This is a genomic window from Pseudomonas sp. DE0157, from assembly GCF_007678615.1.
Lineage (GTDB): Bacteria > Pseudomonadota > Gammaproteobacteria > Pseudomonadales > Pseudomonadaceae > Aquipseudomonas > Aquipseudomonas parafulva_B.
Genome location: NZ_VEJN01000008.1, coordinates 95,509 through 118,386 on the forward strand (window position 1 = coordinate 95,509; position 22,878 = coordinate 118,386).

Here is a 22,878-nt window from a genome sequence, read left to right on the forward strand (position 1 = left end):
CCCTACCCGGCCATTTCGTATTGCCCCATGCGTATCCATGTCAGCTTCATCGACCGCGTCGGCATCACTCAGGAAGTCCTGGCGCTGCTCGGTGCGCGCAACCTCAACCTCGATGCCGTGGAGATGGTGCCGCCGAACGTCTACATCGACGCACCGACCCTCAGCCCCGCCGTGCTGGAAGAGCTGCATGACGCCTTGTTCGACGTACAGGGTGTGAAGGCAGTGGAGGTGGTCGACATCCTGCCGGGGCAACGTCGTCACCTGCAGCTCGATGCACTGCTGGCCGCCATGAGCGACCCAGTGCTGGCGGTGGACAGGGCCGGCAAGGTGTTGCTGGCCAACCCTGCGCTGGTGGCGTTGTGTGGTCGGGAGTCGGCCGGGCGCTGCGTAGGCGAGTTGTTTGGCGACCCGGGCCTGCTGCAAGCGTTGCTCGACAGCAACTTTCACCTGCCCATGCGCGAAATGCAGCTCAATGGCCAGAGCCTGCTGCTCGACGCCATGCCAATCACCCACACCGGCGGCCTGCTGACACTTTACCCGCCCACGCGATTGGGTGAGCGGCTATCAGCCCTGCGCCACGATCATGCCGAGGGTTTCGACGCCCTGTTGGGCGAATCACCCGCCATCCGTACCCTGAAGGCTCGGGGCTTGCGTGTGGCTACCCTGGATGCACCGCTGTTGGTGCATGGCGAGACCGGCACCGGCAAGGAACTGGTGGCCCGCGCCTGCCACGCGATCAGCAGCCGTCACGCGGCTCCCTTTCTGGCCCTGAACTGCGCCGCCTTGCCTGAAAGCCTGGCCGAGAGCGAACTGTTCGGTTATGCACCAGGCGCCTTCACTGGCGCTCAGCGCGGCGGCAAACCAGGGCTGATGGAGCTGGCCAACCAGGGCACGGTGTTTCTCGATGAGATCGGCGAGATGTCCCCCTACCTGCAAGCCAAGCTGCTGCGTTTTCTCAGTGACGGCAGTTTCCGCCGCGTGGGGGGCGACCGGGAAGTGAAGGTCAACGTGCGTATCATCAGCGCGACCCACCGTAACCTGGAGCAGATGGTGGCCGAGGGCACGTTCCGCGAGGACCTGTTTTACCGCCTCAATGTGTTGAACCTGCAAGTCCCTCCCCTGCGTGACCGCGGCCAGGACATCCTGATGCTCGCGCACTTCTTCATGCAGCAGGCCTGCACACAGATCCAGCGGCCTGCCTGCAGGCTCACCCCCGCCACCCACAGCGCCATGCTGGCTAACCCTTGGCCGGGCAATGTGCGGCAATTGCAGAACGTGATCTTTCGCGCCGCCGCTATCTGCGAAAGCAACCTGGTGGACATCGGCGATTTGGACATCGCTGGCACGTCTGTCAGTCGCACCCATGAGGGCGACGTGGCCAGCCTGGAACAGGCCGTGGGTGATTTCGAGCGTGAGCTGTTGCAACGGCTGTATACCAGATACCCCTCGACCCGATTGCTGGCGGCCCGGCTGCAGACCTCACATACCGCCATTGCCCAACGCCTGCGCAAATACGGAATTCCTGGAAAAACCTGAGGTTGACGACAATTCCCTCTGTTTTAGCAGACTTGTCCTAGGCGTTCCCCGGATACGTCTTTCGTCACGCCTCGTAGAATGGTGCCAGTGCAATCCTGCCTGTCACCCCGCCAGACCGCCCCAGAGCGGTCAGCGGTCCGTTATGGATTCAACGAGAGTACCTGATGTTCGAACTCGATTTTTACGGCACGCTGGTGGCCGCTTCCCTGGTGCTGCTGCTAGGTCGCGGTCTGGTCGCACGCATAGGTTTTCTGCGTGCCTACAACATCCCTGAACCGGTCGCCGGTGGCCTGGTGGTCGCGATTGCCCTGCTGGTGCTGCGCACCTTCGATGTGCAAGTTCACTTCGACACCTCCCTGCAGACACCTTTGATGCTGGCATTCTTCGCCACCATCGGCCTGAACGCCGATTTTGCCAGCCTGAAAAAAGGTGGGCGTGCGGTGGTCCTGTTCCTGGCGGTGGTGACCGGCCTGCTGGTGGTGCAGAACGCCTTGGGCATCGGTCTGGCCACGGCGCTGGGGTTGGACCCGTTGATGGGTCTGCTGGCCGGCTCGATCACCCTGTCGGGAGGCCATGGCACCGGTGCTGCGTGGGGCGCCACCTTCACTGAAAAGTTCGGCCTGGCCTCGGCCTCGGAGCTGGCATTGGCCTCCGCCACGTTCGGGCTGGTCTTGGGCGGCTTGATTGGCGGCCCCGTGGCCCGCCTACTGATCAAGCGGGTCGCGACCCCTGGCTTGGCTAACAACACGCCTCAGTTGCCCTCAGGCTTCGAGCAGCCGGAGAAAGAACGCCTGATCACCTCGTTTTCCGTGATCGAGACGCTTGCCCTGATTGCAGTGAGCCTGTTGACCGGTACCGTGCTAAATGAGCTGCTCAAGGGCACTGCCTTCGAGTTGCCAAACTTCGTCTGCGTATTGTTCGTGGGCGTACTGCTGCGCAATGGCCTGTCAGCCTTCGGCTTTTATCAGGTGTTCGAGCGGGAAGTGTCGGTACTGGGCAATGTGAGCCTGTCGTTGTTTCTGGCCATTGCGTTGATGTCGTTGAAACTGTGGGACCTGGCTGCACTGGCACTGCCTTTCTTTGTGCTGCTGGCGGCGCAGACCCTGCTGATGGCGCTGTTTGCCATCTTCATCACCTTCCGGGTCATGGGCCGCACCTACGACGCGGCTGTCCTGTCCGCCGGCCATTGCGGCTTCGGACTGGGTGCAACGCCTACCGCAATCGCGAACATGCAAGCGGTGACCCAGCGGTTCGGGCCTTCGCACGTGGCATTTCTGGTGGTGCCGATGGTGGGGGCGTTCTTCATTGACTTGATCAATGTGGTGGTGATCAAGGTGTATCTGGCGCTGCCGTTTTTTCAATAATGAACCTGTGATGGCGTTGCCGAACCGGTAAGCTGAAAGACTCCCGCACGATGAGCTGCGGGAGTCGTCTGTTTTGGATTCAGGATGGCTTGAAACCTGGAAGCCCCTGCTCAGCGCGCCACCGTTTCACTTCGTCAACTACCGCTGAGGATGCAGGCAGGCCAGTTAGCCGTAACTAATTCAATACACTGTAATTTAATCGTTACAAATGCGGTGATGACGTGAATCAGGGCGATCACAACCATCACACCAATACAGAGCGACTTAATGTAACGATTTCACTCCAAAAGCCGCTTGCGCCACTTCGAGTCCTCACTCCAGGAAGCTGATATAGCTGGCCTGTGCACAGTTGGCCACCTTATTGCTTACTGAAAACCCACCAGAGCGCGAACCTAATCGTGCCACCCGGTCCACGAGGATTTTTCATGAGCGAGTTGCGTTTCACCGACGACCACGAATGGCTGCGTGTAGAAGCCGATGGCAGCGTCACCGTAGGGATCACCGCCTATGCCCAGAATGCTCTGGGCGATGTGGTGTTCGTGCAGCTGCCGGAGCTGCAGCACTATGACAAAGGTAGCGAAGCGTCCACCGTCGAGTCGGTCAAGGCTGCCAGCGGCGTGTACATGCCGCTGGCCGGCGAAGTGATTGAGGTCAACGCCCAGCTTGAAGATAGCCCCGAGCTGGTCAACGAGGACCCGCTGGGCGAAGGCTGGTTCTTCCGCTTCAAGCCTGCCGACGCCAGCGCTGTGAGCGCCCTGCTCGACCAGGACGCCTACGACCGCCTGCTCAACGCCAACGACGACGCCTGAGGAACCACGCCATGACTATCAACCTCGGCACTGCCAATGAGTTCATTGCCCGTCACATCGGGCCACGCAGCGAAGACGAGCAGGCCATGCTCGCCACCCTGGGCTTCGATTCACTGGAGGCCATGACCGACGCCGTCATCCCCGCCAGCATCAAGGGCACCAGCGTGCTGGGCACGGACGATGGGCACAGCGAAGCGGATGCGCTCGCCGCCCTGAAGGCCATCGCCGGCAAGAACCAGCTTTTCAAAAGTTACATAGGCCAGGGTTACTACAACACCCACACGCCCGCGCCCATCCTGCGCAATCTGCTGGAAAACCCGGCCTGGTACACCGCGTACACGCCCTACCAGCCAGAAATTTCCCAGGGCCGGCTGGAAGCCTTGCTCAATTTCCAGACCCTGATCAGCGACCTCACAGGGTTACCGATCGCCAATGCTTCGCTGCTCGATGAAGCCACGGCGGCTGCCGAAGCCATGACGTTCTGCAAACGCCTGTCGAAGAACAAGGCCAGCAACCGCTTCTTCGCCTCGATGCATTGCCACCCGCAGACCCTCGATGTACTGCGTACCCGCGCAGAGCCCTTGGGCATCGAGGTGGTGGTAGGCGACGAGCAGGCGCTCGATGATGCCAGCCCATTCTTCGGCGCATTGCTGCAGTACCCCGCCAGCACCGGTGGTATCTTCGATTACCGGGAGGTGGTGCAGCGGTTCCATCACGCCAATGCGTTGGTGGCCGTGGCGGCAGACCTGCTGGCCTTGACCCTGTTGACCCCACCTGGCGAGTTCGAGGCCGACGTGGCCATCGGCAGCGCCCAGCGCTTTGGTGTGCCCCTGGGCTTCGGCGGGCCGCATGCGGCCTACTTCGCGACCCGCGATGCCTTCAAGCGCGACATGCCAGGGCGCCTGGTCGGCGTGTCGATAGACCGCTTCGGCAAGACGGCCCTGCGCTTGGCCATGCAGACACGTGAGCAGCACATTCGCCGCGAAAAGGCCACCAGCAACATCTGCACCGCCCAGGTGCTGCTTGCCAATATTGCCAGCATGTTCGCCGTCTATCACGGCCCTGAAGGCCTCAAGCGCATTGCCCAACGTACCCACAGCCTGACCGCCATCCTGGCACAGGGCCTGCGGGCAATGGCTGTGCCGGTCGTGAGCGACACGGCATTCGATACCCTGACCCTGGCTACCGGCGATGCCACCCACGGCCTGCACGAGAAAGCGCGCGCCCAAGGCATCAACCTGCGCCAGGTCGATGCCGGCCATGTAGGTGTATCGCTGGACGAAACCACTACTCCGGCCGATGTGCAGGCGCTGTGGCAGCTGTTCGGCGCTGGTCAAACGCAGCCTGACTTCCAGGCGCTGGCCGCCAGCAGCGGTACACTACTGCCCGAGGCCTTGCTGCGTCGTTCGACGTTCCTCGAACACCCCGTGTTCAACCGCTACCACAGCGAAACGGAGTTGATGCGCTACCTGCGCAAGCTGGCCGACAAGGACCTGGCCCTGGACCGCAGCATGATCCCGCTGGGCTCGTGCACCATGAAGCTCAACGCGGCCAGCGAAATGATCCCGGTCACCTGGGCAGAATTCGGCAACCTGCACCCCTTCGCCCCAGCGCAGCAGAGCCAGGGCTACTTGCAATTGACGTCGGAGTTGGAGGCCATGCTCTGCGCAGCCACGGGCTACGATGCCGTATCGCTGCAACCCAACGCCGGTTCTCAGGGCGAGTACGCGGGCCTATTGGCGATCCGCGCCTATCATCGCAGCCGTAACGAAGGGCATCGCGATATCTGCCTGATCCCTTCTTCAGCCCATGGCACCAACCCGGCAACGGCCAACATGGCCGGCATGCAGGTGGTGGTCACGGCCTGCGACGCGCGCGGCAACGTTGACGTCGCCGACCTGCGTGCCAAGGCCATCGAGCACCGCGAACGCCTGGCGGCGCTGATGATCACCTACCCGTCCACCCATGGGGTGTTCGAGGAAGCGATCGGCGAGATTTGCGCCATCGTCCACGACAACGGCGGCCAGGTTTACATCGACGGCGCCAACATGAACGCCATGGTCGGCCTGTGCGCGCCGGGCAAGTTCGGGGGCGATGTGTCGCACCTGAACCTGCACAAGACCTTCTGCATTCCCCATGGCGGCGGTGGGCCGGGCGTAGGGCCGATCGGCGTGAAATCGCACCTGGCGCCCTTCCTGCCGGGCCATGCCGCCCTGGGCACTGCCGAAGGCGCGGTATGCGCCGCACCCTTCGGCAGCGCCAGCATCCTGCCGATCACCTGGATGTACATTCGCATGATGGGGGGCGCGGGGCTCAAGCGGGCTTCGCAGATGGCCATCCTCAATGCCAACTACATCGCTCGCCGCCTGGAGGAGCACTACCCGGTGCTGTACACCGGCAGCAATGGCCTGGTCGCCCATGAGTGCATCCTGGACCTGCGCCCGCTCAAGGACAGCAGTGGCATCAGCGTCGACGACGTGGCCAAGCGCCTGATCGACTACGGCTTCCACGCCCCGACCATGTCGTTCCCGGTGGCAGGCACGCTGATGATCGAGCCGACCGAAAGCGAATCCCGGGAAGAGCTGGACAGGTTCTGCGAAGCCATGATCCAGATCCGCGAGGAAATCCGCGCGGTAGAGGACGGCACGCTGGACAAGGACGACAACCCGCTCAAGAACGCGCCGCACACCGCAGCGGAACTGGTGGGCGAATGGGCCCATGGTTACTCCCGCGAGCAAGCGGTCTACCCGCTGCCTGGCCTGGTGCAAAGCAAGTACTGGCCGCCTGTGAGCCGGGTCGACAACGTCTTTGGCGACCGCAACCTGGTCTGTGCCTGCCCGTCGATCGAAAGCTACCAGGACGTCTGACAGCGCCGGATCCTGAGTGTGTCATTCGCCTGGCGGTCAATGTCCCCGGACATTGACCGAAACCCATGCAAGGAGTCATCGATGTCCGAAACACTGCTCAAAACCCCACTGCATGCCCTGCACCTGGAACTGGGTGCGCGCATGGTGCCCTTCGCGGGCTACGACATGCCGGTGCAGTACCCTCTGGGCGTGCTCAAAGAGCACCTGCACACCCGTGAACAAGCCGGGTTGTTCGACGTCTCGCACATGGGGCAAGTTCTGCTCAAAGGTCGCGACGCTGCCAGTGCCCTGGAAACGCTGGTACCGGTCGACATCATCGACCTGCCCGTTGGCATGCAGCGCTATGCCATGTTCACCAACGAACACGGGGGCATCCTCGACGACCTGATGGTCGCCAATCTGGGTGACGAAACACTGCTGCTGGTGGTGAACGCCGCCTGCAAGGATCAGGACCTGGCGCATCTGCAGCGGCATATCGGCCAACGTTGCGAGGTCCAGCCGCTGTTCGACCAGCGTGCCCTGCTCGCCTTGCAAGGGCCGGCAGCGGTCAAGGTCCTGCAGCGTCTGGCGCATGAAGTGGCTGACATGACGTTCATGCAGGTGCGTCCTGTCACGTTACTGGGCCATCCGTGCTGGCTCAGTCGGTCGGGTTACACCGGGGAGGATGGTTATGAGATCTCCGTGCCGGTGGCGGGCGCAGAGACGCTCGCCAGGGAGCTGCTCAAGCAGCCAGAGGTCCAGCCGATCGGGCTAGGGGCCCGTGACTCGTTGCGCCTGGAAGCTGGCCTGTGCCTGTATGGCCATGACATGAGCAGCGACACCTCGCCCGTGCAAGCCAACCTGGTGTGGGCAATGTCCAAGCCACGTCGGGCCGATGGTGCCCGTGCCGGCGGCTTTCCGGGCGCGCAGGCCATCTTCGGCCAGCAACGTGAGGGTGTAAAACGCAAGCGGGTTGGTTTGCTGCCCCAGGAACGCACACCTGTGCGCGAAGGCGCCGAGATTGTCGATGCAGAAGGTACCCTGGTCGGCACCATCTGCAGTGGCGGCTTTGGGCCCACACTCAGCGCCCCTGTGGCGATGGGGTATGTCGACACCGAACATGCCGCCCTGGACACGCTTTTATATGCCCTTGTGCGCGGTAAGAAGGTGGCCTTGAAAGTCAGTAAAACGCCGTTCGTAGCGCCCCGTTACTATCGCGGTTAAGGCAGTTTCATCGACGACGTGGCAGTGCTCGGTATCTTCGTTTACGAACGTGGCGCGCGCCACTGCGAACATGGCGCCAGGCCAGGCGCCATGCACTTTTCGGCGATTTGACCAAGGGTTGTAAAACAGTCACTTTTACACCCGCTGCAAGGCTTGTTTTTCGCTCGGTAGTTGGCGTAGAGTCAACGCACTGTGTTTGCATGGGTCGCAACAGTTCGTGACCTGGGCCAGTAGCCGCAATCTGCTACAACCCGTTCGACGTCTCTTACTTTCCTGCAACCCAGCCCAGTACTCTTTTGCTTGTTTGAAAGCGAAAGAAAACTGTCATCCAAACCTAAGTTTCATAGGAAATAAGACCATGTCTCAGCGTCAGAACGGTACCGTCAAGTGGTTCAATGACGAAAAAGGTTTCGGCTTCATCACCCCAGAAAGCGGTGCTGATCTTTTCGTGCACTTCCGCGCCATCGAAGGCAACGGCTTCAAGAGCCTGAAAGAAGGCCAGAAAGTTACTTTTGAAGCCGTACAAGGCCAGAAAGGTATGCAGGCTGACAAGGTACAGGTAGCTGAATAAGCCTTGTTACCCCCAAAAAAGCCCCTGCTCAGTGCAGGGGCTTTTTTTTGCCCGTAGAATGGCGGCTTTGCGTGATGGAGCTATTCTGCATGTCCAAGCCTGTGCTGCATCCCCAAGGTGATTTCCCTCCGGTCGGCCTCGGCAGGCGTCTGGCTGCGGTGTTCTATGATTTTTTGCTGTGCACGGCCTTGCTGATCGTCACCGCAGGCCTCTACAAGATGGTCCAGATGGCGATCATCGGCCAGCAGCGTATGCGCGAACTCACCGAAGCAGGCGCGCTGGACGGCGACCCTTTGCTGTCCACGGTGCTGCTGTTCGTGCTATTCGGTTTCTTCGCCAAATTCTGGACCCATGGCGGGCAAACACTAGGCATGCAGGTCTGGGGCGTGCGTGTGCAGAACGCCGATGGCTCGCCCATCACGCTCTGGCAGGCGCTGTTGCGGTTTGTCGTTTCCATCGCCTCGTGGCTATGCCTGGGGCTGGGTTTCTTCTGGGCCCTGGTCGACAAGCGCAAACGCAGCTGGCACGACATCTACTCCGAGAGCCAACTGGTTCGAGTCCCCAAGCCGAAGAAATGAGCGCTCTACTCAAGCGGCAGCGGCCCTGAAACACGAGGGGCCGCTATAGCGGCCCCTAGGGTCAAGCACGCAGCCATGCGGCTGCGCAGCGGGTTTATCCAGCGCGGCGCAACAACCACAAGCCTGCCACAGCACAGATGCCGGCTGGCAGCACCACCGCAAGCAAAGGCGGGAAGCCGAACACCTGGCTGGATGGGCCCAGCAGGTCCTGGGCAATACGGAACACGAAGCCCACCAGCACGCCGGTAAAGACACGCTGGCCAAGCGTCACCGATCGCAGCGGCCCGAAAATGAACGAAATGGCCATGAGTACCAGGGCTGCCGTAATGGCCGGTTGCAGGACCTTGGTCCAGAAGGCCAGCCAGTAGCGGGCGTTGTTCAGCCCTTGGTCGGACAGGTAGTGGATGTAGTCCCACAGGCCGGTGATCGACAGCGATTCAGGCGCCAGCACCACCGTGTTGAGCAACTGCGGCGTGACCGACACATCCCATTGTTCTTCAGGGTTTTGCACGACTTCGGTACGGTCGCCATGGAACAGTGTGGTGCGCACATCGGTCAGCAGCCAGTGATCGTTTTCGTAACGCGCCCGGCGCGCAAAGCTGGAGCTGATGATCTTGCGCTGGTCGTCGAACCGGTAGCGGGTCACACCCAGCAGAAGGCCGTTGGGCTGCACGGAGTTGATGTGCACGAACTCCTCGCCCTGCCGGTGCCACATGCCACGCTTGGAGCTTTGCGCTTCACCGCCACCCTGGGCCAGGGAGCGATCGGCCTGGGCTTTGTTTTCGGTGACCGGTGCCACGTATTCGCCGATCAGCAGACCAACCAGCATCAGCACCAGCATCGGTTTCATCACCGCCCAGACGATACGACCGATCGACACCCCAGCGGCACGCATGATGGTCAGCTCACTGCTGCTGGCCAGCGTACCCAGGCCGATCAGGCAGCCGATCAGCGCCGCCATCGGCAGCATGTCGTACAGCCGCCGCGGCGCGGTAAGTAGCACATACTTGCCTGCTTCGAGCACCGTGTAGGTATCGCTCAGGTCGCCCATTTCGTCGATGAAGGCAAACAGCGAGGCCAGCCCCAGGATGATGCCCAGCACAGCCAGGATAGCCACCAGCACGCTCTGGCCGATATAACGATCGAGCTTAGCCACGGGCCACCTCCGCACGACGGGCTGCGCGCTTGAGGCGAAGGGGTTCCCAGTACATCAGGCCCAAGCCGATGAGCAGGAACAGCCCATGCACCCACCACATGCCAAGGGCGATGGGCAACTTGCCCTTCTCGAGTGCACCGCGCACGGAAATCAGCATTGTCAGGTACGCCATGTACAGGAGGATGGCTGGCAGCAGCTTGAGGAACCGCCCCTGCCGGGGGTTGGCCCGCGACAGCGGCACGGCAAGCAGGGTCACGATGAACACCAGGATCGGCAGGGACAGGCGCCATTGCAGTTCGGCGCGCTCTCGCAAATCCTGGGCACCGAACAGATCGGTGGTGGGGATCGCCTCGCGCTCGGTGACCTCCTCGCTGACTTCAGGCTTGGGCAACAACACGCCATAGGTGTCGTACTTGATGGCGCGGTAGTCGGCCTGGCCTGGGTTGCCGTCGTAGCGGTAGCCGTTTTCGAGCACCAGGTAACGGTTGCCGTCAGCCTGGATTTCCTGGTGCCCGCGCTCGGCCACCAGCACCGACGGGGCGCGGTCCTTGGTCTTGTCCTGGTTGAAGCGTTTTTCCGAGATGAACACGCCGCCCAGGTTTACCCGGTCATCGGAAAGCTGCTCGGTGTAGGTCACCCGCGAACCATCGCGCAGGGTCTGGAAGCGGCCCGGCACCAAAGTGTCGAATTCGGTCAGGGCATCCTGCTGGCTGATGATCTTCTGCACCTGGGCCACGCCCAGGGGTGCCAGGCTCAGGCTCAACCAGGCCACCAGCAGCGCCACCAGTGCCGCAGGCGCCATAGTCATGGCCAGCAGGCGCTGCTGGCTCATGCCGGTGGCCGACAGCACGGTCATTTCGCTTTCCAGGTACAGCCGGCCATAGGCCAGCAGAATACCCAGGAACAACCCCAGCGGCAGGATCAGTTGCAGGAAGCCCGGCAGGCGGAACCCCATGATCAGGAACAGGACGCCAGGGTCGAGCACCCCCTGTGCAGCCTGGGCCAGGTATTTGATGAAGCGCCCGCTCATGATGATCACCAGCAGCACTGCACTGACGGCGCTCAAGGTCACCAGGACCTCGCGGGATAGATAACGAAAGACGATCAAACCAGACACTCCTGGGTTGTCAGCACGGACTGCCAATCGATGGCACCAGACGATGACTTAGTACATCCAAGGCCAATGCTGGTTCGCCCAAGGCGAACCTCCATATAAAGTGCGCGCATTATCCTGTGATTGACCGCGCCTGTCACTTGGCCGCGCATCGCACAGCACGCCGGGGTTGTCAGCACGCCGGCCGCAGGCTCAAACTGGCAGCTTTTCCACTGGCCTGCCACCGCGCAGCCAGTCGCGTTCAAAGCGCCGGCCAGCACGGCGCCACACGTATCGATCATTCGGGGACCCTGAGATGGAACTGGTTGTAAAAAGCGTAGCCGCTGCATCGGTCAAGACCGCAACGCTGGTCATCCCAGTCGGTGAAAAACGTGCCTTGGGCACCGTGGCCCAGGCCGTGGACCTGGCAAGCGAGGGCGCCATCAGCGCTGCGCTCAAGCGTGGCGACCTGGTCGGCAAGCCTGGCCAGACGCTGCTGCTGCACGCCGTTGCGGGCCTGAAGGCCGAGCGTGTGCTGCTGGTGGGTAGCGGCAAGGATGAGGCACTGGGTGATCGCACCTGGCGCAAGCTGGTGGCCAGCGTTGCCGGTGTGCTCAAGGGCCTCAATGGCGCCGACGCCGTTCTGGCACTCGATGACATTGCGCTGAGCAACCGCGATACAGGCTACGGCAAATATCGCCTGCTGGGCGAAACCCTACTCGATGGCGAGTACGTATTCGATCGTTTCAAAAGCCAGAAGGCCGAGCCTCGGGCGCTGAAGAAAGTCACCCTGCTCACCACCAAACTCAACCAGGCCGACGTGGAGCGCGCCGTGCGCCACGCCAGTGCCATTGCCACCGGCATGGCCTATACCCGTGACCTGGGCAACCTGCCTCCCAACCTGTGCCATCCAAGCTACCTGGCCGAGCAGGCCAAGGAGCTGGGCAAGGCGCACAAGGGCCTGAAAGTCGATGTGCTGGACGAGAAGAAGATCAAGGACCTGGGCATGGGCGCGTTCTACGCCGTCGGCCAGGGCAGCGATCAACCTCCGCGTCTGATCGTGCTTAACTACCAAGGCGGCAAGAAAGGCGACAAGCCCTACGTGCTGGTGGGCAAGGGCATCACCTTCGACACCGGCGGCATCAGCCTCAAGCCCGGTGCCGGCATGGACGAGATGAAATACGACATGTGCGGCGCAGCCAGCGTGTTCGGTACCCTGCGTGCGGTGCTGGAACTGCAGCTGCCCATCAACCTGGTGTGCCTGCTCGCCTGTGCCGAGAACATGCCCAGCGGCGGCGCCACTCGCCCTGGTGATATTGTCACCACCATGAGCGGCCAGACCGTGGAAATTCTCAACACCGACGCCGAAGGTCGCCTGGTGCTGTGCGATACCCTCACCTACGCCGAGCGTTTCAAGCCCCAGGCGGTGATCGATATCGCCACGCTCACCGGCGCCTGCATCGTCGCCCTGGGCAGCTACACCAGCGGCCTGATGGGCAACAACGACGAACTGGTCAGCCAACTGCTCGAGGCGGGCAAGCGCGCCGATGACCGCGCCTGGCAACTGCCGCTGTTCGATGAGTACCAGGAACAACTGGACAGCCCGTTCGCCGACATGGGCAACATTGGCGGGCCGAAAGCCGGCACCATCACCGCCGGTTGCTTCCTGTCGCGGTTCGCCAAGGCCTATGACTGGGCGCACCTGGATATTGCCGGTACCGCCTGGATCAGCGGTGGCAAGGACAAGGGTGCCTCCGGTCGCCCGGTGCCCCTGTTGACCCAGTACCTGCTGGACCGTGCCGGCGCCTGACGGCGAGCGCCGGCAGTGCCTCGGGCGCTGCCGGCCAACGGAACCCACATGAGCAAAGTCGACTTCTATATACTGCCCACCGATTCGCTGGAGGCGCGCCTGGATTTCGCCTGCAAGCTGTGCGACAAAGCCTGGCGGCTGGGCCATCGCGTCTACCTGCATTGCCAGGATGACGATCAGCGTGCCGCCTTGGACAAGCGTTTGTGGGCATTCAGGGGCGAAGCCTTCGTGCCCCATGACCTGGCCGAAGACCACGCCGATGCGCGCGTGGCGCTTGGTGTCGGGGATCATGCACAGGGGCACCAGGACTTGTTGATCAACCTGGGCGCCAATGTTCCCGGTTTTGTCAGCCAGTTCGAGCGGGTTGCCGAGATCGTGGTTGAAGAGGCCGCCATCCGCCAATCGGCGCGTGAGCGATTCCGTTTCTACCGTGAACAAGGCTATGCTCTGCAAGACCACCGCTTACAGCGATTTTGATAACGATGGACAAGCACGCTCCCCTGCCCGGCTCCACCCACCTGCTCGACGACCTCGAGTCGATTCGCCAACTGCTTGGCGATGCCGACCTGCAACCGCCTTTGCTCACCGACACGGTGGAACAGGCGCCCTCGCCCGTTGACAGCGCTGCCGCCCCGGCTGTCAGCGACAACCCCCTTGATGACCCGCAAGCACGTCGCCAGGACACCCTGCTGCACCTTGAAAGCGAACTGCGCGCTGCAGCGCAGATGATCATGCAGGATGTGATCAACGACTTTACCCCGCACATCGAAAACGAGATCAAGCGTCGCCTCGATGCGCGCATCGAGCGGTTGATCAAACGTTCGGAGTGAAAGGGCTGCTGAGCACTTGGCCTTTACAACCCCTGCAAGCTACGCCCCTCTGGTAGGAGCGGCCTCGTGCCGCGATGGGCCGCGCAGCGGCCCCATTTTATATGTTGTGATTCAAATACTGGGGCCGCTTCGCGGCCCATCGCGGCACGAGGCCGCTCCAACGCGCCAATCGCTAACGCCAACTGCGATGAAGACCGCTTGGCCACCCAGCAGCCGCTTGTCGCCTGCGCCCTTCGGCTTGGTTATACTTCCCGGCTTTCCCGAATAAATGCACAGGGTCCCGCCGCGCATGGATAAGACCTACCAGCCGCACGCCATCGAAACTTCCTGGTACAACACCTGGGAAGCCGAGAACTATTTCGCCCCACAAGGTGCAGGCGAGTCCTACACCATCATGATCCCGCCGCCAAACGTGACCGGCAGCCTGCACATGGGTCATGGCTTCAACAACGCGATCATGGACGCCCTGATCCGCTTCCGTCGCATGCAGGGTCGCGACACCCTCTGGCAGCCGGGTACCGACCACGCGGGCATCGCCACGCAGATGCTGGTCGAGCGCCAGCTCGAAGCCAAGGGCCTGAACCGTCATGACCTGGGCCGCGAACAGTTCCTGGAAAAAATCTGGGAGTGGAAGGACCAGTCGGGCGGCAACATCAGCCGGCAGATTCGTCGCCTTGGCTCCTCAGTAGACTGGAGCCGCGAGCGCTTCACCATGGACGATGGCCTGTCCGAAGCGGTCAAGGAAGCGTTCGTGCGCCTGCACGAAGACGGCCTGATCTACCGGGGCAAGCGCCTGGTCAACTGGGACACCAAGCTGCACACCGCCATTTCCGACCTGGAAGTGGAAAGCCACGACGAGAAAGGCCACCTGTGGAACCTGCGCTACCCGCTGGCCGACGGTGCCACCACCGCCGAGGGGCTGGATTACCTGGTGGTCGCCACCACGCGTCCGGAAACCCTGCTGGGTGACGCTGCCGTCGCGGTTAACCCCACCGACGAACGCTACCAGGCCCTGATCGGCAAGTTCGTCGAGTTGCCGCTGGTTGGCCGTCGCATCCCCATCGTCGCCGATGACTACTGCGACCCTGAGTTCGGCACCGGTTGCGTCAAGATCACCCCGGCCCACGACTTCAACGACTATGAAGTCGGCAAGCGTCACAACCTGCCGCTGCTGAACATTTTCGACAAGAATGCCGTGGTGCTGCCGGCGGCCCAGGCGTTCAACCTCGATGGTTCGCTCAATGACCAGGTAGACACCGCCCTGCCGTCCCAGTATGCCGGCCTTGATCGCTTCGTTGCACGCAAGCAGATCGTTGCCGACCTGCAAGCCCAGGGCCTGCTGGTCGGCATCGACGACCATGCCTTGAAAGTGCCCAAGGGTGACCGCTCGGGCACCATCATCGAACCGTGGCTGACCGACCAGTGGTACGTTTCCACCAAGCCACTGGCCGAGCCTGCCATTGCTGCGGTCGAAGATGGTCGTATCCAGTTCGTGCCCAAGCAGTACGAGAACATGTACTTCTCCTGGATGCGCGACATCCAGGACTGGTGCATCAGCCGTCAGCTGTGGTGGGGACATCGTATCCCGGCCTGGTACGACGAGGCGGGCCGGGTCTACGTCGGGCGCAACGAAGAGGAAGTGCGCAGCAAGCACGGCCTCGGCGCGGACGTGAACCTGCGCCAGGATGACGACGTACTCGATACTTGGTTCAGCTCGGGCCTGTGGACCTTCTCGACCCTGGGCTGGCCGGAGCAAACCGAGTTCCTCAAGAAATTCCACTCCACCGATGTACTGGTGACCGGGTTCGACATCATCTTCTTCTGGGTTGCGCGCATGATCATGTTGACCATGCACCTGATCAAGAACGAGGACGGCACGCCCCAAGTTCCGTTCAAGACCGTGTACGTGCACGGCCTGGTGCGTGACGGCCAGGGCCAGAAGATGTCCAAGTCCAAGGGCAACGTGCTGGACCCGCTGGACATCGTCGACGGCATCACCCTCGATGCCCTGCTGGAAAAACGCACCAGCGGCATGATGCAGCCCAAGCTGGCCGAGAAGATCGCCAAGCAGACCAAGGCCGAGTTCCCCGAGGGCATTGCCAGCTACGGCACCGACGCCCTGCGCTTCACGTTCTGCTCCTTGGCCTCGACCGGTCGCGACATCAAGTTCGACATGGGCCGCGTCGAAGGCTACCGCAACTTCTGCAACAAGATCTGGAACGCTGCCCGCTACGTGCTGGACAAGGGTGAGGACTGCGGCCAGAACGGCGAAGCCTACGAGCTGTCGCTGGCCGACCGCTGGATCATCTCGCAGCTGCAGCGCACCGAAGCCGAAGTGACCCGTCAGCTTGAGCAGTTCCGCTTCGACCTGGCCAGCCAGGCGCTGTACGAATTCATCTGGAACCAGTACTGCGACTGGTACCTGGAGCTTTCCAAGCCGGTGTTGTGGGACGAGCAGGCCCCTGTGGAGCGCGCCCGTGGCACGCGCCGTACCTTGGTTCGCGTGCTGGAAGTGGCATTGCGCCTGGCCCACCCGTTCATGCCGTTCATCACCGAAGAGATCTGGCAGCGCATCGCGCCCCTGGCCGGCGTCGAAGGCAAGACCATCATGCTGCAGCCCTGGCCCCAGGCCAATGATGCACGCATCGACGTGGCTGCCGAAGGCGACATCGAGTGGCTCAAGGAGCTGATGGTCGGCTTGCGCAACATTCGCGCCGAAATGAACATCGGCCCCGGCAAGCCCCTGCCGCTGTACCTGAAGAACGCCAGCGCCGACGACCAGCGTCGCCTGCAGGAAAACGAAGCCTTGCTCAAGAAATTGGCCAAGGTCGAATCGTTCACCGTGCTGGGCGACAACGACGAGGCGCCATTGTCCGCCACGGCGTTGGTGGGCGACCTGCAGGTGCTGGTACCGATGGCCGGGCTGATCGACAAAAATGCCGAACTGGCCCGCCTGAACAAGGAAATCCAGCGCCTGCAAGGCGAAGTGGCGCGCGTGGGTGGCAAGCTGTCCAACGCCGCATTCGTCGACAAGGCACCGCCTGCCGTCATCGAGAAGGAACGTGCCAAGCTGGCCGAGTCCGAGCAGGCGTTGGCGAACTTCACCGAGCAGCATGCGCGGATTGCAGCGCTGTAACCTGACAATGCTGACCTGACCAGCGAGGGCTTCGCCCTCGTTTCGCGGCACAAGGCCGCTCCCACAGGAACGGCGCTGCCTTCAAGGAGCCCCACTATCCTGTGGGAGCGGCCTTGTGCCGCGAATGGGCCGCACAGCGGCCCCCTGGCCAGCACATGCAGCACCGGACCCGAGCATGACTCAAAATAAACCCACCCTGCACCCGCGCAACCGCCACCAGGGCCGCTACGACTTCCCGAGCCTGATCAAGGCCCACCCTGATCTGGCGCGCTTCACCCTCACCAATCCCCATGGCAAACCCAGCATCGATTTCGCCAACCCCGAAGCCGTGCGAGTGTTCAACCGTGCCCTGCTCAAAGCCCAGTACGGGATCCAGCACTGGGACATCCCGGCCAACTACCTGTGCCCGCCGATCCCCGGTCGCGCCGACTACATTCATGTGGCCGCCGACCTGCTGGCTGCCGACAACGCAGGCCAGCCCCCCAAAGGCGCCCAGGTGCGCGTGCTCGACATCGGCGTGGGTGCCAACTGCATCTACCCGCTGCTGGGCCATAGCGATTACCGCTGGCGCTTCCTGGGCTCGGACATCGATCCCATAGCATTGGCGTCGGCCAGGACGATCCTTCAGGCCAATGGCCTGGACAAGGTCATCAACCTGCGCCAGCAGAGCAACCCTGCGCATATCCTCAGCGGCCTGCTCAAGGACGATGAGCGCTTCGATCTGACCCTGTGCAATCCACCCTTCCATGCCTCACGCGAGGAAGCCACCCGTGGCAGCCAGCGCAAATGGAAGAACTTGGGCAAGCAGGACCCCAAGCGCAAGCTGCCCGTGCTGAACTTCGGAGGCCAGAACAACGAGCTGTGGTGCGAAGGCGGTGAAATCCGCTTCGTCACCCAATTGATCCACGAGAGCGCGCCCTACGCCAGCCAGACACTGTGGTTCACCAGCCTGGTATCGAAGGCCAGTAACCTGCCGGCGCTGGAGGCCGTCTTGAAAAAGACCGGGGCCGCGGCGGTGCGCGTTGTCGAAATGGGCCAAGGGCAGAAACAAAGCCGCATGCTCGCCTGGAGCTTCCATGACGATGCTGCACGCAAGGCATGGCGCGCCAAGCGCATTTCACAGGCATGAAAAAACCGCGCTCGGGCAACCCGAGCGCGGTTAGGTCACCGCATCGACAATTACTTGTTGATGGCGTCGGTCAGCACTTTGGCCGGTACGAACTTGACGACTTTCTTGGCAGCGATTTCGATGGCGGCGCCAGTCGAAGGGTTGCGGCCGGTACGGGCAGGACGCTCGGAGACTTTCAGCTTGCCGATGCCTGGCAGGGTGATTTCAGCGCCGTTTTCCAGTTGGTCGGCAACGATCTGGCCCAGTTGCTCCAGAGCGTTCTTGGCGGTGGCTTTAGGCGCTGCGATCGATTCGGCGATGTCGGCAATCAGTTGGTCTTTGGTCAATGCCATGGTGGTGTTCCTTCCCTATCAAATTCGATGGTTATGCAGCGAACGACGACGTTATCGGGCCAGCCCCGACGAGATTGGAGGGCCGCGCCAATTGGGTATGTAGATACGCAAATCAGCGTTTGGTTCGACACGCCGAGCGCGTACTGCAGCAATGCGCCACAACAGGGGCGCAAGACCGCGCAAAACTACCACAGCAGCGGATAAATATCCGCTGCCGCCCCTGATTTAATGCAGGTTTTCAGGCCCTACTGATGAAAACGCCGCGAATCTGAGCAAAAAACCGCCAACCATCATTTCTGCTACGATCCGGCCACTGAATCACCGAGCGTCTGAGGTAAACTTCAGCGTTATTGCAGCTGGCCGAGAATCCCATGCCAATCCGACATTGCATCGTTCACCTGATCGACAAAAAGCCCGATGGCAGCCCTGCCGTGCTGCACGCCCGTGACGCCGAGCTGGCAGCCTCCGACGCCATCGAGAATCTGCTCGCTGACCTCAATGACAGCTACAACGCCAAGCAGGGCAAGGCCTGGGGGTTCTTTCACAGCGAGTCCGGTGCCTACCCGCTCAGTGGCTGGTTGAAGCAGTACCTGGACCAGGAGCAGGATTTCACCGCCTTCAGCCGGCTGGCCGTGGAGCACCTGCAAAAGCTGATGGAAGAATCCAACCTGTCCACCGGCGGGCACGTGCTCTTGGCGCACTATCAGCAAGGCATGACCGAGTACCTGGCCATCGCACTGCTGCACCACAGCGAAGGCGTTGCCGTGAACGCCGAACTCGATGTCATGCCTTCGCGGCACCTGGACCTGGGTCAGTTGCACCTGGCGGCGCGCATCAACCTTTCGGAATGGAAGAACAACCAGAACTCCAAGCAGTACATCTCGTTCATCAAGGGCAAGAATGGCAAGAAAGTCTCGGATTACTTCCGTGACTTCATCGGGTGTCAGGAAGGTGTGGACGGGCCGGGCGAGACGCGCACGTTGCTCAAGGCGTTCAGTGACTTCGTGGAAAGCGAGGACCTGCCCGAGGCCTCTGCCCGTGAAAAAACCCAGACGCTGGTGGACTACGCCACCACGCAGACCAAGCTGGGCGAGCCTGTGACGCTCGAAGAACTGTCCAGCCTCATCGATGAAGATCGGCCCAAAGCGTTTTACGACCATATCCGCAACAAGGACTACGGGCTGTCACCGGAGATTCCTGCCGATAAGCGCACCCTCAACCAATTCCGGCGCTTCACCGGCCGTGCCGAAGGGCTGTCGATCAGTTTCGAGGCCCATTTGCTGGGTGACAAGGTGGAGTACGACGAAGCGGCTGGCACCTTGATCATCAAGGGTCTGCCCACAACGCTCGTGGATCAGCTCAAGCGTCGCAAGGACTGACTGCACCGCAGGCAGGTTCGGCGTTGTAGGAGGACACCAGTGCCTCTTTCGCCGACTTGCGCAAGCGCTTGACCAGCCTTTCCTGGCGCAAGGCTTCGCCTTTGTCCGGCCACCGCTCCACGTAGACCAGGGCCTGGGCAGGGCTGGTCTTGAAAAAGCGTGCACCCTGGCCTTTGCAGTGCGCCTCGAAGCGCCGCCGCGGGTCATCGCTGATGCCACAGTAAAGCGCGCCATTGGCCGCCCTAACCAGGTACACATACCAAGGTTTTATTACCTGATCCGGCACGTTTTCACTCACCACAATGGCTGTATCCATCATTAACTTCATGAGCCCACTCGACGAGGGCTCACCATGCTCCATTCACAGACTCGTTCACTGCTGGCCACTGCGCTACTCGCTGCAACCGCCAGCGCACAGGCTTCGATTGGCGCCCAGACCGCCGCCCGCATGCAGGAAAACTATAACGCCATCCCCACCCAGTGCGAGGGCAATGCCGTGCCGGCCCATGCCTGCTCCGGCGTCTTGCTGAGGTCCACGCTTCCATCCCCGCACTATCACACCTGGCATCATAGCCAGAACAGCAAGGACAAAGGTGGTGTTTCGTTTTCCTACCTGCGCAGTGACTTGCCGACCACTGGCCTGCCCGCCGATGGTCGCAGTGGCTTCACCTTGTATCCGCTGTTGCAGCGACCCGCCGGCTCCCTGCGCTATGAAATGCTCTGCGCATGGCCCACCGACGGCGACACATGGGAACGAGACAACCGGGGATGCGGTGACAATCGACAGACACCCGAACGTGAAGCGGCCTGCCATGAGCAAGGCGTGCATACGGCCGAAGACTGGATCGCACGCTTCAGGCTGACCGGCGACTATAAGCGTCAATGCGCCTTCGACATACGCCGGGCGCGCGTACCGGAACGTGCACAAGCCTTCCACCAGACCCTGCGCGCGCAACGCCTGTTTGCTGACGAGCTGCCCTTTGTCTGGAACGAGATAGTGATCGGCGCTTGGGATGAAGCCCACGCGAGCGAGCTGCCCATCCAGTCATTCTTCTACATCGACGGGGAGTACGGTGCCCTGGAGCAAGCTCAAGCTGATCAAAAAGACTGGCACCGCACCCATGGCGGCTTCATACCCGTGATCAAGATACGGCTACCCTGGCAGGCCGGCGAGCGTGCCACGTTCACCTATCACGAGCCTGATCAGGCGGTCGCCGCCCCTTGAGCGTGCTGGTACGCGCGCAAGCCCTTGAATGCCTGGTGGCGTACTTTCGCTTGCAGCCAGGGTGTCCAGCCCAGCAGCAGCCCTGGCGCACCCAAGGCCTGGCGGGACCAGGCCCACAGGTCGAAGTTGTCTTCATGCCGGTGTATCAGCCCATCGCGGATTTCAAAACGTGCCTGGATGGTGTTGACCACGCCTCGTCCGGTCTGGGCGAAGACGTAAGTGGCAATCCATTGCGCCGAACCACCGCGCTCATCGGCACGCACGTTGTCGTAGCGCAGGGAGAAATCCTTGGCGCGCTGAGTCAGCATCCGCCACATGTCGCCGGCGTCCTTGCCACGCAGCGTGCCGAAGACCGGATCACTGAACACCACGTCATCGCTGTAACAGGCGACCATGGACTGGGCATCAAGCCGTTGGAAAGCCTGGTAGAAACGGGTGATCAACTCGCGGTTGGCATCGCTCATTAAAGGGGCTTCCTGAGGGTGAAAACCGCACGATAATCTGGCTCGCCGGGTTACGCCAGTACCACCGCGAAGCTATCAGACCTTCTCGCTGGTAACCTGCACATGCAACGCGCGCCCGGCCCCCAGGCCGAACACGATGGCCCCTGCACCAAGCACGGCGAACACCCAGCCCAAAGCATTCCAGCCTCCGGTCAGGTCATGCACCAGGCCCACGGCGAACGGGCCCATCGACGCCAGCGTGTAGCCAACGCCCTGAGCCATGCTGGAGAGGTTTGCCGCCACATGCGCATCCCTTGAGCGCAGCACGATCAAGGTCAGTGCCAGGGCAAAGGTGCTGCCCTGGCCCAGGCCCAACAGCACTGCCCAGCCCCACAGCCCCGACAAGGGCGCGTAAAGGCAGCCGAACAGCCCGCACAGGGTCACCAGCATGACCACCACGATCGCCAGGCGCTGATCACGCCCACGGGTGGCCAGCCAAGGTGCCGCAAGCGAGCTGACCAGCTGCATGATCACCGACCCCGACAGCACCAGGCCCGCCTGGGTTGGACTGAGGCCGCGGCCAATCAGAATCGAGGGCAGCCAGCCGAAGACAATGTAGGCGAGCGAGGACTGCAGCCCCATGTACAGGGTGACCTGCCATGCCAGCGGATCACGCCAAAGGCCACGCACGCGATAGGCGACCTTGTGCACGCCATGACCGTTGCGCGCCTGCGGCAGCCATACCAGCATGGCCAGCACGGCCGGTAGCATCCAGAACCCCAGTGCCGGGGCCCAGTTGTCGCCCAAAGCGTGCGCCAACGGCACGGTCGCTCCCGCCGCCACCGCCGCCCCCAGGCACAGCGCCATGGTATAGACGCCGGTCAGCGTGCCGGCATGCTGTGGAAAGTCGCGCTTGACGATACCCGGCAGCAGTACACCGATGATGCCGATACTGGCACCGGCCACCAGGCTGCCCAGAAACAGACCTGTCGTGCCCAGGACACTGCGCAGTACGATGCCCAGCGCCAAGGTCGCCAGAATGCCCAGCACCACCCGTTCGCTGCCCAGACGGCGCGCCAGCATGGGCGCGAGCGGCGCGAACAAGCCCAGGCACAGCACCGGCAATGTCGTCAGCAGGCCTGCCTGAGCTGCGCTGAGCCCCAGCCCGTCGGAAACCTGCCCCAGCACCGGCGCCATGCTCGACAACGAAGGGCGCAGGTTCAAGGCCACCAGTACCAGGCCGAGTAACAGCAGCCAGGGCTTGTGCCTGATCGGCGGCTGGCGCTGTACCTGCTCGTCGTCCGCCTCGGCGTCGATGAGCAACGGGTCGCGGTCAGGATCCACTGCGGGGGTTTTGGGCGTTCTAGGTTCAGGCATTGGTAACTCGTGTCAGAAGGCGAGCAGGATCAGGTGCGTC

The 22,878-nt window shown here is 62.2% G+C and carries 21 protein-coding genes; 14 read left to right on the forward strand and 7 right to left on the reverse strand.

The genetic code is table 11. The features are described from left to right. The first annotated feature begins 27 nt into the window (after window positions 1–27). A complete protein-coding gene (locus FS777_RS12250) occupies window positions 28–1,536 on the forward strand; it encodes a sigma-54-dependent transcriptional regulator (RefSeq protein WP_145255714.1) in 1,509 nt (502 codons plus the stop codon). Window positions 1,537–1,700: 164 nt separating this feature from the next. Continuing rightward, on the forward strand, window positions 1,701–2,900 hold the full coding sequence (gene gltS, locus FS777_RS12255) for a sodium/glutamate symporter (RefSeq protein WP_078479037.1): 1,200 nt from the start codon (window positions 1,701–1,703) through the stop codon (window positions 2,898–2,900). Between the two features lie 79 nt (window positions 2,901–2,979). Here the strand turns inward: gltS and FS777_RS21925 are convergent, their stop codons facing one another. Further along, a complete protein-coding gene (locus tag FS777_RS21925) occupies window positions 2,980–3,060 on the reverse strand; it encodes a bacteriocin immunity protein (RefSeq protein WP_145255828.1) in 81 nt (26 codons plus the stop codon). Between the two features lie 265 nt (window positions 3,061–3,325). On the opposite strand from FS777_RS21925, the gene gcvH reads away from it, so the two are divergent. The 5 genes from gcvH to FS777_RS12285 all read left to right on the forward strand — a co-directional run bounded on the left by gcvH (window position 3,326) and on the right by FS777_RS12285 (window position 8,928). Then, window positions 3,326–3,709, forward strand: a complete 384-nt coding sequence (gene gcvH, locus FS777_RS12265; protein WP_145255717.1) for a glycine cleavage system protein GcvH — start codon at window positions 3,326–3,328, stop codon at window positions 3,707–3,709. Between the two features lie 11 nt (window positions 3,710–3,720). Continuing rightward, window positions 3,721–6,576 carry an aminomethyl-transferring glycine dehydrogenase gene (gcvP, locus tag FS777_RS12270; RefSeq protein WP_145255720.1) on the forward strand — a complete coding sequence of 952 codons (2,856 nt, stop codon included), beginning with the start codon at window positions 3,721–3,723 and terminating at the stop codon, window positions 6,574–6,576. Between the two features lie 81 nt (window positions 6,577–6,657). Continuing rightward, window positions 6,658–7,779 (forward strand): glycine cleavage system aminomethyltransferase GcvT, encoded by a 1,122-nt coding sequence (gcvT, locus tag FS777_RS12275; protein WP_058637522.1) that lies wholly within the window; start codon window positions 6,658–6,660, stop codon window positions 7,777–7,779. Window positions 7,780–8,137: 358 nt separating this feature from the next. Continuing rightward, window positions 8,138–8,350, forward strand: a complete 213-nt coding sequence (locus tag FS777_RS12280) for a cold-shock protein (protein WP_058637521.1) — start codon at window positions 8,138–8,140, stop codon at window positions 8,348–8,350. An 89-nt stretch (window positions 8,351–8,439) separates the two neighbouring features. Then, a complete protein-coding gene (locus FS777_RS12285) occupies window positions 8,440–8,928 on the forward strand; it encodes an RDD family protein (protein ID WP_058637520.1) in 489 nt (162 codons plus the stop codon). Window positions 8,929–9,022: 94 nt separating this feature from the next. Here the strand turns inward: FS777_RS12285 and lptG are convergent, their stop codons facing one another. Next, window positions 9,023–10,084: an LPS export ABC transporter permease LptG gene (gene lptG / locus FS777_RS12290; protein ID WP_023533306.1), complete on the reverse strand. Its 1,062-nt coding sequence runs from the start codon at window positions 10,082–10,084 to the stop codon at window positions 9,023–9,025. After that, window positions 10,077–11,192: an LPS export ABC transporter permease LptF gene (lptF, locus tag FS777_RS12295; protein WP_058604428.1), complete on the reverse strand. Its 1,116-nt coding sequence runs from the start codon at window positions 11,190–11,192 to the stop codon at window positions 10,077–10,079. The genes lptG and lptF overlap by 8 nt, the downstream gene beginning before the upstream one ends. Before the next feature lie 301 nt (window positions 11,193–11,493). On the opposite strand from lptF, the gene FS777_RS12305 reads away from it, so the two are divergent. The 5 genes from FS777_RS12305 (at window position 11,494) to rlmF (ending at window position 18,082) form a co-directional block, all read left to right on the forward strand. Further along, window positions 11,494–12,987, forward strand: a complete 1,494-nt coding sequence (locus tag FS777_RS12305) for a leucyl aminopeptidase (RefSeq protein WP_058637517.1) — start codon at window positions 11,494–11,496, stop codon at window positions 12,985–12,987. A 48-nt stretch (window positions 12,988–13,035) separates the two neighbouring features. Next, window positions 13,036–13,464 carry a DNA polymerase III subunit chi gene (locus tag FS777_RS12310; protein WP_058604426.1) on the forward strand — a complete coding sequence of 143 codons (429 nt, stop codon included), beginning with the start codon at window positions 13,036–13,038 and terminating at the stop codon, window positions 13,462–13,464. A 5-nt stretch (window positions 13,465–13,469) separates the two neighbouring features. Beyond that, window positions 13,470–13,817, forward strand: coding sequence for a DNA polymerase III subunit chi (locus FS777_RS12315; protein WP_078479045.1), 348 nt, complete (start codon window positions 13,470–13,472; stop codon window positions 13,815–13,817). Between the two features lie 289 nt (window positions 13,818–14,106). Next, entirely contained in the window at window positions 14,107–16,953 is a 2,847-nt protein-coding gene (locus FS777_RS12320; RefSeq protein ID WP_078479046.1) for a valine--tRNA ligase, read from the forward strand. A gap of 175 nt (window positions 16,954–17,128) precedes the next feature. Next, complete coding sequence (rlmF, locus tag FS777_RS12325) at window positions 17,129–18,082, forward strand: 23S rRNA (adenine(1618)-N(6))-methyltransferase RlmF (RefSeq protein WP_145255723.1); 954 nt, start codon at window positions 17,129–17,131, stop codon at window positions 18,080–18,082. A gap of 50 nt (window positions 18,083–18,132) precedes the next feature. Here the strand turns inward: rlmF and FS777_RS12330 are convergent, their stop codons facing one another. Continuing rightward, on the reverse strand, window positions 18,133–18,414 hold the full coding sequence (locus FS777_RS12330) for an HU family DNA-binding protein (protein ID WP_003255106.1): 282 nt from the start codon (window positions 18,412–18,414) through the stop codon (window positions 18,133–18,135). Window positions 18,415–18,785: 371 nt separating this feature from the next. Here FS777_RS12330 and yejK point away from each other — a divergent pair, with 371 nt between their 5' ends. Continuing rightward, the gene (gene yejK, locus FS777_RS12335; protein WP_145255726.1) at window positions 18,786–19,793 is read left to right on the forward strand and encodes a nucleoid-associated protein YejK; all 1,008 of its coding nucleotides are present in this window, start codon (window positions 18,786–18,788) and stop codon (window positions 19,791–19,793) included. Here the strand turns inward: yejK and FS777_RS12340 are convergent. Continuing rightward, window positions 19,774–20,109 carry a GIY-YIG nuclease family protein gene (locus FS777_RS12340; protein ID WP_372239218.1) on the reverse strand — a complete coding sequence of 112 codons (336 nt, stop codon included), beginning with the start codon at window positions 20,107–20,109 and terminating at the stop codon, window positions 19,774–19,776. The genes yejK and FS777_RS12340 overlap by 20 nt on opposite strands. A gap of 36 nt (window positions 20,110–20,145) precedes the next feature. Here FS777_RS12340 and FS777_RS12345 point away from each other — a divergent pair, with 36 nt between their 5' ends. After that, window positions 20,146–21,018 (forward strand): hypothetical protein, encoded by an 873-nt coding sequence (locus FS777_RS12345; RefSeq protein WP_145255729.1) that lies wholly within the window; start codon window positions 20,146–20,148, stop codon window positions 21,016–21,018. Here the strand turns inward: FS777_RS12345 and FS777_RS12350 are convergent. Both FS777_RS12350 and FS777_RS12355 read right to left on the reverse strand, forming a co-directional pair. Continuing rightward, window positions 20,997–21,482, reverse strand: a complete 486-nt coding sequence (locus tag FS777_RS12350; RefSeq protein WP_058637512.1) for a nuclear transport factor 2 family protein — start codon at window positions 21,480–21,482, stop codon at window positions 20,997–20,999. The genes FS777_RS12345 and FS777_RS12350 overlap by 22 nt on opposite strands. 75 nt (window positions 21,483–21,557) lie before the next feature. After that, complete coding sequence (locus FS777_RS12355; RefSeq protein WP_145255733.1) at window positions 21,558–22,838, reverse strand: MFS transporter; 1,281 nt, start codon at window positions 22,836–22,838, stop codon at window positions 21,558–21,560. Window positions 22,839–22,878: the final 40 nt, after the last annotated feature.